Source organism: Paraburkholderia sp. GAS38, from assembly GCF_050434965.1.
In the GTDB taxonomy this organism is placed as follows: domain Bacteria; phylum Pseudomonadota; class Gammaproteobacteria; order Burkholderiales; family Burkholderiaceae; genus Paraburkholderia; species Paraburkholderia phenazinium_A.
In genome coordinates, this window is record NZ_JBNDJO010000009.1 from 278,270 (window position 1) to 292,625 (window position 14,356).

At 65.6% G+C, this 14,356-nt stretch carries 14 protein-coding genes; 11 read left to right on the forward strand and 3 right to left on the reverse strand.

From position 1 onward, the window contains the following. The first annotated feature begins 15 nt into the window (after positions 1 to 15). On the forward strand, positions 16 to 759 hold the full coding sequence (locus P3T42_RS22140) for an SGNH/GDSL hydrolase family protein (protein ID WP_429307252.1): 744 nt from the start codon (positions 16 to 18) through the stop codon (positions 757 to 759). A 5-nt stretch (positions 760 to 764) separates the two neighbouring features. Here P3T42_RS22140 and P3T42_RS22145 read toward each other — a convergent pair whose 3' ends face one another. Then, positions 765 to 1,733, reverse strand: coding sequence for an ABC transporter substrate-binding protein (locus P3T42_RS22145; protein WP_429307253.1), 969 nt, complete (start codon positions 1,731 to 1,733; stop codon positions 765 to 767). Positions 1,734 to 1,994: 261 nt separating this feature from the next. Between P3T42_RS22145 and P3T42_RS22150 the strand changes: the two genes are divergently transcribed. The 4 genes from P3T42_RS22150 (at position 1,995) to P3T42_RS22165 (ending at position 6,321) form a co-directional block, all read left to right on the forward strand. Beyond that, on the forward strand, positions 1,995 to 3,074 hold the full coding sequence (locus tag P3T42_RS22150) for an LLM class flavin-dependent oxidoreductase (protein WP_074298024.1): 1,080 nt from the start codon (positions 1,995 to 1,997) through the stop codon (positions 3,072 to 3,074). An 11-nt stretch (positions 3,075 to 3,085) separates the two neighbouring features. Continuing rightward, positions 3,086 to 3,949 carry a class II aldolase/adducin family protein gene (locus tag P3T42_RS22155; RefSeq protein ID WP_429307254.1) on the forward strand — a complete coding sequence of 288 codons (864 nt, stop codon included), beginning with the start codon at positions 3,086 to 3,088 and terminating at the stop codon, positions 3,947 to 3,949. Positions 3,950 to 4,114: 165 nt separating this feature from the next. Then, positions 4,115 to 4,723, forward strand: coding sequence for a cysteine dioxygenase (locus tag P3T42_RS22160; protein WP_429307255.1), 609 nt, complete (start codon positions 4,115 to 4,117; stop codon positions 4,721 to 4,723). Beyond that, positions 4,720 to 6,321 (forward strand): rhodanese-related sulfurtransferase, encoded by a 1,602-nt coding sequence (locus P3T42_RS22165; RefSeq protein ID WP_429307256.1) that lies wholly within the window; start codon positions 4,720 to 4,722, stop codon positions 6,319 to 6,321. Before P3T42_RS22160 ends, P3T42_RS22165 begins: the two co-directional genes overlap by 4 nt. 39 nt (positions 6,322 to 6,360) lie before the next feature. On the opposite strand, the gene P3T42_RS22170 is transcribed toward P3T42_RS22165, so the two are convergent. Then, a complete protein-coding gene (locus tag P3T42_RS22170; RefSeq protein WP_429307257.1) occupies positions 6,361 to 7,272 on the reverse strand; it encodes a LysR substrate-binding domain-containing protein in 912 nt (303 codons plus the stop codon). Between the two features lie 408 nt (positions 7,273 to 7,680). On the opposite strand from P3T42_RS22170, the gene P3T42_RS22175 reads away from it, so the two are divergent. The 4 genes from P3T42_RS22175 (at position 7,681) to P3T42_RS22190 (ending at position 11,843) form a co-directional block, all read left to right on the forward strand. Beyond that, the gene (locus P3T42_RS22175; protein ID WP_253190161.1) at positions 7,681 to 8,583 is read left to right on the forward strand and encodes an ABC transporter substrate-binding protein; all 903 of its coding nucleotides are present in this window, start codon (positions 7,681 to 7,683) and stop codon (positions 8,581 to 8,583) included. Positions 8,584 to 8,669: 86 nt separating this feature from the next. Further along, positions 8,670 to 9,863, forward strand: coding sequence for an acyl-CoA dehydrogenase family protein (locus P3T42_RS22180; RefSeq protein WP_429307258.1), 1,194 nt, complete (start codon positions 8,670 to 8,672; stop codon positions 9,861 to 9,863). A gap of 458 nt (positions 9,864 to 10,321) precedes the next feature. After that, a complete protein-coding gene (locus P3T42_RS22185; protein ID WP_074298034.1) occupies positions 10,322 to 10,879 on the forward strand; it encodes a hypothetical protein in 558 nt (185 codons plus the stop codon). A 10-nt stretch (positions 10,880 to 10,889) separates the two neighbouring features. Continuing rightward, the gene (locus P3T42_RS22190; RefSeq protein WP_074298036.1) at positions 10,890 to 11,843 is read left to right on the forward strand and encodes a patatin-like phospholipase family protein; all 954 of its coding nucleotides are present in this window, start codon (positions 10,890 to 10,892) and stop codon (positions 11,841 to 11,843) included. A gap of 58 nt (positions 11,844 to 11,901) precedes the next feature. On the opposite strand, the gene P3T42_RS22195 is transcribed toward P3T42_RS22190, so the two are convergent. After that, positions 11,902 to 12,513 (reverse strand): class I SAM-dependent methyltransferase, encoded by a 612-nt coding sequence (locus P3T42_RS22195; protein ID WP_429307259.1) that lies wholly within the window; start codon positions 12,511 to 12,513, stop codon positions 11,902 to 11,904. Positions 12,514 to 12,940: 427 nt separating this feature from the next. On the opposite strand from P3T42_RS22195, the gene P3T42_RS22200 reads away from it, so the two are divergent. Both P3T42_RS22200 and P3T42_RS22205 read left to right on the forward strand, forming a co-directional pair. Beyond that, positions 12,941 to 13,630, forward strand: a complete 690-nt coding sequence (locus P3T42_RS22200; RefSeq protein WP_429307260.1) for an ABC transporter permease — start codon at positions 12,941 to 12,943, stop codon at positions 13,628 to 13,630. 7 nt (positions 13,631 to 13,637) lie between these two features. Continuing rightward, positions 13,638 to 14,351 (forward strand): ABC transporter permease, encoded by a 714-nt coding sequence (locus tag P3T42_RS22205; RefSeq protein ID WP_074301570.1) that lies wholly within the window; start codon positions 13,638 to 13,640, stop codon positions 14,349 to 14,351. Positions 14,352 to 14,356 lie beyond the last annotated feature (5 nt).

Below are 14,356 nucleotides of genomic sequence, written 5' to 3' on the forward strand. Positions count from 1 at the left end.
CGAAAGGAGGGGGAAATGAAGCGGAGGCTTGTTGCGTCAGTCGTCCTGATGTCAGCCCTGGCTTTCGGGGAACGCTTCGGCCAGCATGACGGGATTGCGGCGGCCGCCACCCTTAAAACAGTCGTGATCGATTGGCGCGGCGACTCGACGTTTTGGGGCGCGGTTGTCATATCGGACGGTCCCCCTGCTCGATATCCGCAGAGCCCGGCGCAACGCATGCAGATCGCCATGAACGAGAAGTTCGGGCCTGGCAAAGTGACGATTGTCGATCACAGCGCCCCCGGATCGACCCTCGAGACCGATCTGAGCGGCACGGGCCTCTCCGCCGAATATGGCAATACTCTGCCGCTTGCTGCCGAACTTTCCAAAGGCAATGCGAATATCGTGATCACGAACAGCCAGATCAACGACGCCCTTGCTGGAAACACCGTGCGAACGTTCTCGTCGAACCTGAAGCGCTGGATTCGCACCGTGCAGGCCTCCGGGAAAATCCCCGTGATTGCCGAGCCCAATCCGATCTGCTTTCGGATCTCGATCGCGGATTCACGGCGATATGTTTCGGCAGAAAATGCCACGGCAAGCCGTAACGACGTGATCGTATTGCCTCTATACGACGCGTTTCTGAAGTTACCGGCCTGGCGGACTACCTCGATGGCTTCCGACTGCATCCATCCGAATGCAGCCGGTTATGCGTTCAAGCAGCAGCAATATTTCGCGTCGCTGGAGCCGATCGTCGCGAGGCTTCTCGGCGAGCAATAAAGCCGCTAGCCCATCCCTTGCAACGTGATCGCCCGCACATCCACCTTCGCGGGCAACATCCGCTGTTCGAACGCCTCGTCCGCGACGCGCTGCAGCGTGGCGATATCCGCGTCGCTCACCGGGCGTTGCTTCAGCGCCGAACGAACGGTGATGATGCGGGCCGCCTCAATCGGCAGACGCGTCAACGTCGCATACACCTGCGCGTATGCCTCGGGATGTCCCGCTGCCCACGCGCCGGCGCGTTGAAAACGTTGTAGCGCATCGATGAGCGCCGGCCGCTTCGCCAGGTCCGCCGCCGCGGCACCGGACGCGGTAATGAAGGCGAGTCCGGTATTGATGCCGCTGCCGTCGCGCAACACGCGTGCGCCGCGTTGCACGGCGCTGCCGTAGTACGGATCGAAGGTCGCCCAGACGTCGAGCTGGCGAGACTCGAAGGCCGCAAATGCATCGACGGGCAGCACGAAGCGCACATTCACATCGTCACGCGTGAGCCCCGCCTCGGCGAGCGCGCCGTACAACTGGTACTGCGAAATGCTGCCGCGTGCCGACGACACCACCACGGTTTTGCCCTTGAGATCGGCGACATGCCGCAGCGGCGAATCCGCCTGCACGACGATGCCGAGCGAGCTTGGCGTTCCCACCCGGGTCGCGACGATCTTCAACGACGGATCGCCGATCGCCGCGGCGAGCACAGGCAGGTCGCCCGCCGGCGCAAGATCCACGGCATTGGCACGTTGCGCTTCGAAGAGCGGCGCCGCGCCCTGGAAGTTGGCCCAGCGAAACGGATAGGGCGCGCCGTCGAGCACATGCGCCGCTTCAGCCAGCGCGCGCAGCCCGCCGGCCTGATCGCCGAACACGAGTTCCGGCGCCGCAGCACGCGCATCCGCCGCACCGAGCCACGCGGCAGCAGGCGCGATGCCGCAGGCGGCGAGGATGTGCAGGATCCGGCGGCGGTCGGAGCGAAAGGCGGTCATCGGCGTAGTTCCAGGAAGAGGGGGATCGAAGCGGGCGGCACGCTCCGCATCATCGGCGGAGTCCGTCGTCGCGAAGCGAGGTTAGCAACCGGCCCACGCCGTCACAAACATGCAATTGCGATATCTTTATCGACTATCAATATTTAACGAACGCATGTTGCAGTGCTACCTTTGATGCTCGCTTGACACCCTGTCCGGGGTGTCGCCGCCGGCTTGTGCCCAGTGCCCCCGGCGTTCTGTCGATCATCAGGGAGACGCAACGTGGCAGTCGAATTCATCGGCATGATCCAGACCCGCAAGGTTTCGGAAACGCACGCGCCGCAAGGTCCGGCAATAGATATCGGTTACGTGGAGCAGTTTGCGCGGGCGCACGAGGAAGCGGGCTTCGACCGCGTGCTCGTACCGCACCAGTCCACGAGCCCGGATGCGCTTCTGACCGTGGCGCATGCCGCCAGCGTCACGCAGCGCGTGCACTTCATGCTCGCGCACCGGCCGGGTTTCGTCGCGCCGACCCTGGCCGCGCGCCAGTTGGCTACGCTCGATCACTACTCGGGCGGCCGCCTCGCGGTGCACATCATTTCGGGCGGCGACGACGCCGAGCAGCGCCGCGACGGCGATTTCCTCTCGCACGACGAGCGCTACGCCCGCACCGACGAGTACGTGTCGATCCTGCGCCGCATCTGGACCTCGGACACGCCGTTCGATCACGAGGGTAAGTACTATCGCTTCGAGCGCGGCTTCTCCGAAGTAAAGCCGCTGCAGCAGCCGCATATTCCGGTGTACTTCGGCGGGGCGTCGGCGCCCGCGCTCGAAATCGCGGGCCGTCATGCGGACGTCTACGCGCTGTGGGGCGAATCGAAGGAGCAGGTGCGCGAACAGGTGACGCGCGTGCGCGCCGAAGCCGCCAGGCACGGGCGCACCGTGCGTTTCTCCGTGTCGTTCCGGCCGATTCTGGCGGCCACGGAAGCCGCGGCGTGGGAACGCGCCGAGCATATCCTCGAAGAGACGAAGCGCCTGCGCGCCGCCCAGGGCCTGAGCGTCGGCGGACCGGCGCAGAGCGAAGGCGCGCGCCGGCTGCTGGCGGCGGCCGGCACGGCGGACCGCGCGGATGAGCGCTTGTGGACCGCGGTGGCGAAGGAGATCGGCGGCCGTTCGAATTCGACCGCGCTGGTAGGCACGCCGGAACAGGTTGCGGATACGCTGGCCGAGTACTACGCGCTGGGCGTGACGACCTTCCTGATTCGCGGTTTCGATCCGCTCGAAGACGCGCTCGACTATGGCCGCACGCTGATTCCCGCGACGCGCGAACGCATCGCGCTCAGCGCCCGCGCAGCAGCTTGAACGGAGACACGATGACAGATCTTTCCCTGACGGTTGCCCATCCCGCGGATGCTTCGACGGTGCAAACGGCGTCGCAACCGCCATCGCATGCGCCGTTGCAACGCCACGCACCGCTGCGCAAATTCTGGTTCGACGAAGTGCCGCCGCGCGAGAACGTGGCTGACGAGCGCCGCCATCGCCAGGAGCGTCTCGCGGTCGCGTTTCGTCTGTTTGCGCGTTATGGCTTCGATCAAGGACTCGCGGGCCATATTACGGCGCGCGATCCGGAGTGGCCCGATCACTTCTGGGTCAATCCGTTCGGCAAGCATTTCAGCCGCATTCGCGTCTCCGATCTGCTGCTGGTGAATGCGCAAGGCGAGATCGTGGTGGGCGAGGGGCCGGTGAATCAGGCGGCCTTCGCGATTCATGCCGCGATTCACGAAGCGCGGCCCGATGTGGTGGCCGCCGCGCATACGCATTCGCTGTACGGCAAGGCGTGGTCGACGCTCGGCCGCACGCTCGATCCGCTCACCCAGGACTCGTGCGCGTTCTATCAGGACCACACACTATTCGACGACTTCCGCGGCGTCGTGCTCGACACCGACGAAGGTGCGCGCATCGCGGCCGCACTGGGAGACCATAAAGGCGTGATCCTGAAGAATCACGGCATTCTCACAGCAGGCCCAACCGTGGAAGCGGCGGCGTGGTGGTATATCGCATTGGATAACGCCTGCCACGCGCAATTGCTCGCGGAGGCCGCGGGCAAGCCGCAGCCTATTAACCATGAGATCGCGTCGTTGACGCATGAACAGGTGGGGCGGCCGGGCGGCGCCTTGTTTGCGTTTCAGAGCCTGCTGGAGGGGCTGGTTGAAGCCGAGCCCGACGTCTACGATTAATCACACGAAACGATAAACGCGCCTTTTTGCCGGCCCGCGGACGTTGCACCACGCTGGAACGTAGACACCTGCAACGCAACGCCCGCACCGGCCGCCTGAACGTCTCCGGGCGCTTCAACCGCGCGCGCCGCGCCTTTCCCTGACCTTTGCTTCCTTCTCGACCTCATGAGCCAACCCTTGCGGCATGACCGCTTGCGCACCTTTGTCGGCCGGATCGCCGCGCTGCTGGACGATGCCGCCCCCGAAGCCGATCTGCTCGACGCGGGCGCCGCCTCGCTGCGCGAGCTGATCGCGCACGACGACTGGTTGCCCGACGCGTGGGCGCGTCCCGACCCCGAGCGCTATCAGCAGTACCTGCTGCATGCGGATTCGCGACAGCGCTTTTCCGTGGTGAGTTTCGTCTGGGGGCCGGGGCAGGCGACGCCGGTTCACGATCACACTGTCTGGGGACTGATCGGCGTGTTACGCGGTGCGGAAATCGCGCAACCGTACCATCTCGACGAACGCGGCACGTTGATTGCTTCCGGTACGGCGAGACGGCTCGAAACCGGTGCCGTCGATGCGGTATCGCCGCGCATTGGCGACATTCACCGTGTCAGCAATGCTTACGAGGACCGTGTGTCGATCAGCATTCACGTTTATGGTGCAAATATCGGTGCGGTGTCGCGTTCGGTCTATCCCGAGCACGGCGGCCGCAAGGCGTTTATCTCCGGATACTCGAACGACGTGTTACCGAATATCTGGAATGTATCGAAGGAGATTGCCATCTCATGACCGTTGCAACTGAATTTCGTACCCGTTCATTCGAAGACGTGCGCCGTGCACTGCTCGAGCGCCGCGAAATCGCGCTGCTCGACGTGCGCGAGGAAGACCCGCACGCGCGCAGCCATCCGTTGTTCGCGGCGAATCTGCCGTTATCGAAACTTGAACTTGAAGCGCCGCTGCGTTTGCCGCGCCGCAGTGTACCGATTGTGGTTTTCGACGACGGCGAAGGGCTTGCCGTGCGTGCGGCGAGCCGCTTCGCCGCGCTGGGCTACACCGATGTCACGCTGCTCGCCGGCGGTTTGCGCGGCTGGGCCGAGGCCGGCGGCGAGCTGTTCCAGGACGTCAACGCGCCGAGCAAGGCCTTCGGCGAACTGGTGGAGAGCGAGCGGCACACGCCGTCGCTCGAAGCGCCGCAAGTGCAGGCGCTGCTCGACGGCGAGGCGAACGTGGTGGTGCTCGACGCCCGCCGCTTCGACGAGTATCAGACCATGAACATTCCCGGCAGCGTCAGCGTGCCGGGCGCGGAGCTGGTGTTGCGCGCCCGGCAACTGGCGCCGGACCCGTCGACGCAGATCGTCGTCAATTGCGCGGGGCGCACGCGCAGCATCATCGGCGCGCAATCGCTGATCAATGCGGGTGTACCGAACCCGGTCGTGGCGTTACGTAACGGCACGATCGGCTGGACGCTCGCCGGGCAGGAACTGGCGCACGGCAGCACGCGGCGCTTCGACCCGGTTACCGACCATGCGGTGCGGGCGGCCGCGGCGGCGTCGGCGCGGGCGGTGGCCGATCGCGCCGAGGTGGGCCGCACCTCGCGCGACGAAGCGCGCCGCTGGGCCGAGGAAGCTGTGCGCACCATCTACCGTTTCGACGTGCGCTCGCCGCAGGAGTACCAGGCGAGCCACGTGCCTGGTTTTCGCAGCGCACCGGGCGGTCAGCTTGTTCAGGAGACCGATATGTTCGCGCCGGTGCGCGGCGCCCGCGTGATTCTCGCGGACAGCGACGGCGTGCGTGCCAATATGACCGCTTCCTGGCTCGCGCAGATGAACGTCGAGGTGTACGTCATCGACGGCCTGACGCCCGCCGATTTCACGGAAGAGGGCGCGGCGCCCGCCGTGAGAAATGCGGTGCCGCCGCCCGCGGTCGAGGAGATTTCGCCTGCGGCGCTGGCGACCTTGCTGCAATCGTCCGGCACGGTGGTGCTGGATTTCACGGCGAGCGCCAACTACGTGAAGCAGCATATTCCGGGCGCGTGGTGGGCGCTGCGCGGACAACTGGCCGACGCGCTGCCCAAGCTACCGGATGCGCAACGCTATGTGCTCACCTGCGGGAGCAGTGCGCTCGCGCGCTTCGTGGCGCCGGAACTGGCCGCGCTGAGCGGTAAGCCGGTGCAGGTGCTGAGCGGGGGCACCAGTGCCTGGATCGCGGCGGGACTGCCGGTCGAAAGCGGCGAGACGCACCTTGCTTCGCCGCGCATCGACCGCTACCGTCGCCCGTATGAAGGCACGGATAACGCCCGCGAAGCGATGAACGCGTATCTGGAGTGGGAGTACGGGCTGGTGGCGCAACTGGCGCGCGACGGGACACACGGGTTTCATGTGATCTGAGCGGCGTTGTCGTCCGCGGGTGGGGCGCTCTGTGCGCCCTCAAGCCGCGCGTTGCAAACGCGCGGCCTTGAACTGCCGCTCCACCGCGGCGCCGAAGCGCTCCACCGGCTGCTGCAGCTTGCCCAGCACGCGTGGATGCACGAGCCAGATGTCGATCAGCGGCTTGAAGTCGCTGAGCGTGAGCACGTCCAGTTCGGCCTCGTGACGGCTTGCCTGCAGCAGGGGCAGCGGCACGAGGCCGAGGCCGTTGCCGTCCGCGACGAGCTGCAGTTGCAGCTCCGTGCCGAGCGTCTCCAGATTCAGCTTCAACGCGAGACCGAGGCCGGTCAGCGCACGCTGCAAGCCCTCACGGAAGCCGCAGCCATCCGGATTCAGCACCCAGCCGATCGACTGGCATTCCGCCAGCGTCTGCACGCGCTTTTTCAGCAGACCCTTGGGCGCGACGACCGCCAGCTTGACGCGTCCGAGCGAGCGCGCGGCAAGCGATTCGGCGAAGGTCTTGTTGGCGGGCAGCAGCATCGCCGCGGCGTCGAGTTCGCCTGCTTCGACCCGCTGCAGCAACTGGCTGCCCCAGCCGCTCGATGCGCTCGCTTGCAGGTCGGGATAGGCGGCGCGCAACTCGCGCATGGCATCGGGCAAGGCGATATCGGCGATCGTCTGTGCGACGCCGAGGCGCAGGGCGCCGACCGGCGGCGTGTCGTTGGCAACCAGCTCGCGCAGCACGTCGAGTTCGCGCTGGATTACGCGGCATTGCTCGTAGACGACGCGCCCTGTGGCGGTGGCTTTTAGCGGCCGGGTATTGCGATCGAGCAGTTCGACGCCTAGCGCCTCTTCGAAATTCTGCAGCCGGCGCGTGATGGCCGGTTGCGTGAGACCGAGGGTTTGCGCCGCCTGTTGCAGCGACTGGGCGCGGATGACGGCGACGTAGGCTTCGATATCGTCGATCTTCATGGTGAGCGATGAGGTAAGAGGGCAGGCAGGCGTGCATTCGATGATACCTGCAATGCGCGTCGCGCATGGTGTTGGGCGTCCAACATCCGCATATTTGCTTAGAAGAATAATGCGTTTGTCTTATACAAGTGTGTGCCGTATCGTCGTTGCTGGTTCTGGCTTCATGCGTGCCATGCGCAGCGTCGAGGCACGTAGACGAAGCCTTGCAGCAGCGCTCACCGATCCGCAACGAACGATATGACGACGACACGTTTTCCCTCACGAGGCTCCTTCGCACAGCGAGCGTTCCCTGTGTCTTTTGCAGTGCCTGCGTCTGGCGCGTGGGTGCCGTCGCGTCTGCAGCCTCGGTTTGGGCTCCGGCGCGTACTCGTCGGAGCATTCGCCGGCGCTGTACTTGCACTCTCTGCCGTGGCCCTCGCGTCATGGAGCAACGCGGCATGCGCCGCCGACTTGCCAGTCCTCAAAGTCGGCGATCAGTCGCTACAGACGCGCGGCATTCTCGAAGCGTCGGGCCAACTGAAAGACCTGCCGTACAAGATCGAGTGGTTCAACTTCCCTGCCGCGCAGCCGCTCGGCGAAGCACTGAACGCCGGCGCCGTGGATGTGGGCGGCCTCGGCGATGCGCCATTGGTGTTCGCGCTGGCGGCGGGCGCCCAGGTACGCGCCGTCGCCGCGACCCGCTCGCATCCCGTCGATCTGGCGATTGTCGTCAACGAACATTCGCCCTTGACCGACGTGGCGAGCCTGAAGGGCAAGCGCATCGCCACGACGCGTGGTTCGATTGGTCACTTCCTCGCGCTGGCGGCGTTGAACAAAGCCCATATACCGCTCTCCGACGTCACCTGGGTGTTCCTCGCCCCAGCCGACGCCAAAGCCGCACTCGCGTCCGGCAGCGTGGACGCATGGTCGGTATGGGATCCGTACACGGCGCTCGGCGAATCGCGCGATCACGACCGTATCCTCGCCAATGGTGTCGGTTTGTCGGAAGGGCTGAGCTACCAGGTCGCCACCGATCGCGCGATCGCCGGCAAACGCGCGGTGCTGGCGGATTTTCTGCGGCGGGTGGCGCTCGGTCAGCAGTGGGCCTTGTCGCATCCGGATGAAGTGGCGGCAATGCAATCGCGCGTGACGGGTTTGCCGCCCGATGTGCTGAAGACGGTCTATCAGCGTGGCCAGGTGCATCCGGTTGCCATCGACGACAGCGTGATCGCCGCGCAGCAACGTACCGCCGACACCTACGAAGCCGCCAGCGTCATCCCCGCGCACCTCAACGTGCGCGCGAGTTTCGACCGCAGTTTTCCTTTGCCATAGAACGCAATCCGCCACTCGTCATCCGCGATCCATCAGCACCCCTGACGATCGATCGGGTGGCTCGAGAACGGCGCCACGGAGCTCGTATGAACGCCCCTGACTTTGATGCTGGCCTTGCGCGCGCTGCGGCGCGCCGCCATCCACCGCTCGACAGCGCCGAGTTCGACGCCGTGCTCGCCGAACTCACCACCGAGTTCGCCGCTACCGCCGAAGCGTACGATCGCAGCGGCGAGTTTCCGCATCGCAATCTGGCGCGCCTGCACGAATACGACTTGCTGTCGTTGACGGTCCCGGCAGCGCTCGGCGGCGCCGGCGCGAGCCTGCCGCAGGCATTGAACGTGATTCGCGCGGTGGCGCGCAGCGAGCCGTCGACGGCGCTCGTCCTCGTCATGCAATACCTGTTTCACCATCGCTTGCAGGGCAATCCGCGCTGGCCTCGCGATCTGCGCGAACGCGTTGCAGAGGATGCCGTGCGCGACGGCGCCCTGATCAACTCCTTGCGCGTCGAGCCCGAACTCGGCAGCCCGGCGCGCGGCGGCTTGCCGGGCACGCTCGCGGCCCGCAGCGGCGACGGCTGGGTCATCAACGGCAGCAAGATCTATTCGACCGGCAGCCCCGGTTTGACTTGGCTCGCGGTGTGGGCGCGCAGCGACGAGACGCCGCCGCGCGTCGGCGTGTGGCTGGTGCGGCGTGATACGCCGGGTGTGCGGGTCGGGGCGCCCTGGAATCATCTCGGCATGCGCGCGACCGGCAGCCATGAAATCGTCTTCGACAACGTCCTGGTGCCGGTCGCCCATGCCGTGGATGTCCAGTTGCCCGGCGAGCCCGGCGCGGGACTGGACGCGCTCGGCGTGGCGTGGATGAGCGTGCTGCTCTCGGCGGTGTACGACGGCGTGGCGCATGCCGCCCGCGACTGGTTCGCCGAATGGGCCGCCACGCGTTCGCCTGCCAATCTTGGCGCGCCGCTTGCGAGCCTCCCATCGTTTCAGCAGACGCTCGGCCGCATCGATGCGCTGTTGTTCAGCAACCGCGTGTTGCTCGATGCGACGGCGCACGCCGAGCGGGTCGCACTCGACGAGGCGCCGCTCGTCAAATATACGGTGACGAATCAGGCGATCGAAGCGGTGCAGATCGCCGTCGAGGCGAGCGGCAATCCGGGGCTTTCCCGCGACAATCCGCTCGAACGTCACTATCGGGATGTGCTGTGCGCGCGCATCCATACGCCGCAGAACGACTCGGTGTTGCAAGCCGCAGGGCGGGCGGCTTTCGCCGGCCGGTAAGCACAACTCATTCCTCAGCCGATTCGGTGTAAACGCTGGCTCGCCTAATCCGCGCAATGCGTCTAAATTATCGGCACCTGGGCAAGATAGTCGAGGGACCAGACGGCCGTGTGCAGCGGTTTGTCCCGGGCGAGAGCGCATGATCGGCGGCCGTCGGCGGCCGATTGCTTCGTTCGGAGCCGGACCGCTGCGTGTCGTCGGTTTCAGGTCGTTCGTCATGGGCCCGCCGTCGCAGGCCGTCTGCTTTCCACCATCAGCCGTGTGCAGTCTCTAACGGCTGGTTCCCGTTGCCTCCCCTGTAGCACGAACGGCGCATTGCACTGCGTCGTCACCGTGCTGCCGTTCTCCGATCCCGTTGCCCGTTCGCGCACCGCCGCCCGCCTCGCTGCGTGCGCGCCTGCGGTTTTGCTATCCTGTCGTCCAACCTTCATCAAACGGACTTGACCCCGAAACGACAGATGGCTTCGAGCTTCCGCTTGTTTACCGTCGCCATGCTGGCCGCATCGCTTGCGCTGGCGGGGTGCGACGACCAACAGGGCCAACGTGCTGTGCAAAAACTCAAGGAATTCTTCAATGCCGTCAAACCGGACGCGTTGTTGTTGAAAGGCCTCACGCCCGGCGTCACGACGGAAGCGCAGATTCGCAGCCAGATGGGCACGCCCGAAACCGAGCGCACCTTCACCGACGGCTCCAAACGCTTCGAATATCCGCGCGGGCCGCAAGGGCTCAATACCTACATGGTCGACATCGACCGCGACGGCAAGCTGCAAGCCATCACCCAGGTGCTGACCGCGGCCAATTTCGCCAAAGTCCAGATGGGCATGAGCGAAGACGAAGTGCGGCGGCTGCTCGGCAAGCCGGGGCAGGTCGCCGTGTTTCCGCTCAAACCGGAAACCGTCTGGAGCTGGAAGTGGCGCGAAGGCGGCGTGACCGAAGAGGGCATCTTCAATGTGCACTTCGATGCGTTTCACAAGGTCTATACGACATCGCGTTCAGACGTGATACGCGGACGATAAGGAGAAAAACATGCTGCGACGACGCCCTCATTCGCGCATTGGTCTCGTCCTGGGCGGCGGCGCCGCGCGGGGCTGGGCGCATATCGGCGCGATTCGCGCGCTGCATGACGCCGGCATCAAGCCCGACGTGGTGTGCGGCACCTCGATCGGCGCACTGGTCGCGGCGGTCTATGCGAACGGCGATCTCGACTGGCTCGAGGAATGGGTGTCGCGCCTGACCTGGCAGACGGTGGTGCGCCTGCTCGACCTGCGCATTTCCGGTGGCCTGCTGGGCGGCCGCAAGGTGATCCAGGTGTTCGCCAACCAGTTCAACGGCCGCGAGATCAGTGAGTTGCAGATGCCGTTTGCGGCGGTGGCGACCGAACTCGATTCGGGCCGCGAGACCTGGTTGCAGGACGGCAGTGTGGTGGATGCGGTACGGGCGTCGATTGCGATTCCGGGTATCTTCACGCCGGTCTGGCACAACGGCGTGTGGCTCGTGGATGGCGGCCTGAGCAATCCGGTGCCGGTGTCGGTGGCGCGCGGCATGCGCGCCGATTGCGTGATCGCCGTGGACCTGAACAACGATATTCTCAACGGCCGCGACTTCGGCGGCATCACCGCCGCGGCGCCGGCGCTCGATCCGGATGCGCCGCCGCCCGGCACGCTGCGCAAGAACGGCAAGCCGTGGCCGCGCTGGCTCGCGCCGGCCGACGACGTCGTATCGAACGACGTGCGCGTGGCGCCGGAGCCGAGCGCGCGCGTGCCGTCAATGCTGAGTTCGGTCGCGCAGAGCATCGACATCATGCAGGTGCGCATCACGCGCAGCCGGCTCGCGGGTGAGCCCGCCGACATCCTGATTCAGCCGCGCCTGGGCGGCATGGGGATTTTCGATTTCCACCGCGCGGCGCCTGCCATCGCGGAAGGTCGCGCGGCGGTGGAGCACATGCTGCCGGCGATTCGCGCGCGCCTCGGGATCGAGTAGGCCGCTCGGGCGAGCCCCTCGAGTAAGCGTTACTTAAGGACGGCTGCGTGCGCCGCCCTTAACCCCCGCCCGCATTCTTCGACGCGATTACCCGGCAAATCCGCTTGCCCGAGCTTTCGCTCGTCACGTCTTCGAACAGCAGAATCGCGCAATCGACCAGCGCGTCCACCACCACCTGCGGTTCGAACGCCGCGTAAAGGCGGCCATCGGCCTGGCGCTTGTCCTCGCCCTCGGTCACGCGCCACGACAGATACAGCACGCCATTGGGCCGCAGAAGGCGCCGCAGGTTATCGACGGCCAACGGAATCGCCTCGGCCGGCAAGTGCATGATCACCGTCTCGCAGACGACGTTATCGAAGCGCTCCTCGATCTCCGCGAGCGCCGGCAGGGTGGCCTCGCGAAACACGATCTGCGGATGCAGGCGGCGCGCTTCGGCCAGCAGGGCGGGCGAGGCATCGAAGCCGCTGACGAGATAATCGTGCGCGGCGAGCCACGCTGCGTCGCGTCCGTTGCCGCAGCCGATCTCGGCGGTCGAGCCGCGCGGCACCAGATGCGTTTCCAGCAGCGCGTAAAGGTCGTTGGGCGGCGGCTGGTCGAGCCATTCCTGGCTGTAGCGGGCGGCGTCCTTCGAATAGGCGTCGAGCGTCGCGGAGTCGTAGCGGGAGGTCATACACCAGGTCCTCGGTAAAGAAAGCGTGTGCGATCGCACGGCAAAATGGGCTGCCGGCTCGCCATCCGGCGCGGCTCAAGCACCCCGCGTCCCCGCAGTGTAGCGGGGTTTGCCCTGGTCGTGACGGCAAAACCCACGGCAGCGCGCGCCGCGCGGTCTATCGAAAAAGCGACCCGAAACATGCTAAATCGCGGCGCGCAGAGCTGTCGCACGCAGCCCTTACAAACGCATATCACCCGCTAAAACAGGGGTCTCGCGCCGTCAGCCGGCGGAATCGTCCAATGCTGCGTTGCAACACGCCGCCGGTCGCCTGTTTGAGCAAATCATTTTCGCTTGCGAGTATCCGCGCCATGCCTGCCGGATGGCCTGCAACGGTCGCGTGAAGCGTGCGCGGCCCGCCCCCTTGCAAACCTGGATGGAGACAAACGTGTTCCTTTACGGCTTTGGTCCGGTGCTGCTCGCCGGTACGATCCAGACCATCGAGCTGTCGGTGTTGTCGCTAGCGGCTGCGGTCCTGCTCGGGCTGGCCGGTGCGGCGGCGAAGCTCTCGCTGAACCGGCCGCTGCGCATGCTCGGCACGGCCTATACGACGCTGATCCGCTCGGTGCCCGATCTCGTGCTGATGCTGCTGCTGTTCTACAGCATCCAGATCGCGGTCAACAACGTGACCGACGCGCTGAATCTGCCGCAGTTCGACATCGATCCGTTCGTGGCCGGCGTGATCACGCTCGGCTTCATTTACGGCGCGTACTTCACCGAAACGTTTCGCGGCGCTTTCCTCGCGGTGCCGCGCGGCCAGCTCGAAGCGGGCGCCGCCTACGGCATGAGCGGGGCGCGCGTGTTCACCCGCATCCTGTTTCCGCAGATGATGCGTTTCGCGCTGCCGGGCATCGGCAACAACTGGCAGGTGCTGGTGAAGGCCACCGCGCTGGTGTCGATCATCGGTCTCGCCGACGTCGTCAAGGCGGCCCAGGACGCCGGCAAGAGCACCTTCAACATGTTTTTCTTCATCCTGATCGCCGCGCTGATCTACCTCGCCATCACGACGATGTCGAACCTCGTGCTGATCTGGCTGGAGAAGCGCTATTCGATTGGCGTACGGCACGCGGAGCTTTGAGAAGACCATGATCGAAATCCTTTCCCAATTCGGCCGGGCCTTCCTCTACTGGGACGGCCAGCGTCTCTCCGGCCTCGCGGTGACCTTGTGGCTGCTGGTGGCGTCGATCGGCATTGGCTTTGTGTGCGCGATTCCGCTGGCGGTGGCGCGCGTGTCGAAGAAACGCTGGCTGTCGATGCCGGTGCGTTTCTACACCTACGTGTTTCGCGGCACGCCGCTGTACGTGCAATTGCTGCTGATCTATACCGGCATGTACAGCCTCGAGTTCGTGCGCTCGCATCAGGTGCTCGACGCGTTCTTCCGCAGCGGTTTCCATTGCGCTATTCTCGCGTTCGCGCTGAACACCTGCGCCTATACGACCGAGATTTTCGCCGGGGCGATCCGTTCGACCTCGCATGGTGAAGTGGAGGCGGCCCGCGCTTACGGGATGAGCTGGTTCACCATGTATCGCCGCATCATCCTGCCGTCAGCCTTGCGCCGTGCCCTGCCGTTGTACAGTAACGAAGTGATCCTGATGCTGCACGCCACCACCGTGGCCTTCACGGCGACCGTGCCGGACATCCTTAAGGTGGCGCGCGACGCCAATTCGGCCACCTACGACTCGTTCAGCGCGTTCGGCATCGCGGCGCTGATCTATCTTGTTGTATCGTTCGCGCTGGTGGCGCTGTTCCGGCGCGCCGAGCGGCACTGGCTGGCGTATCTGGCCGCGCGGCCGCATTGAGCGGC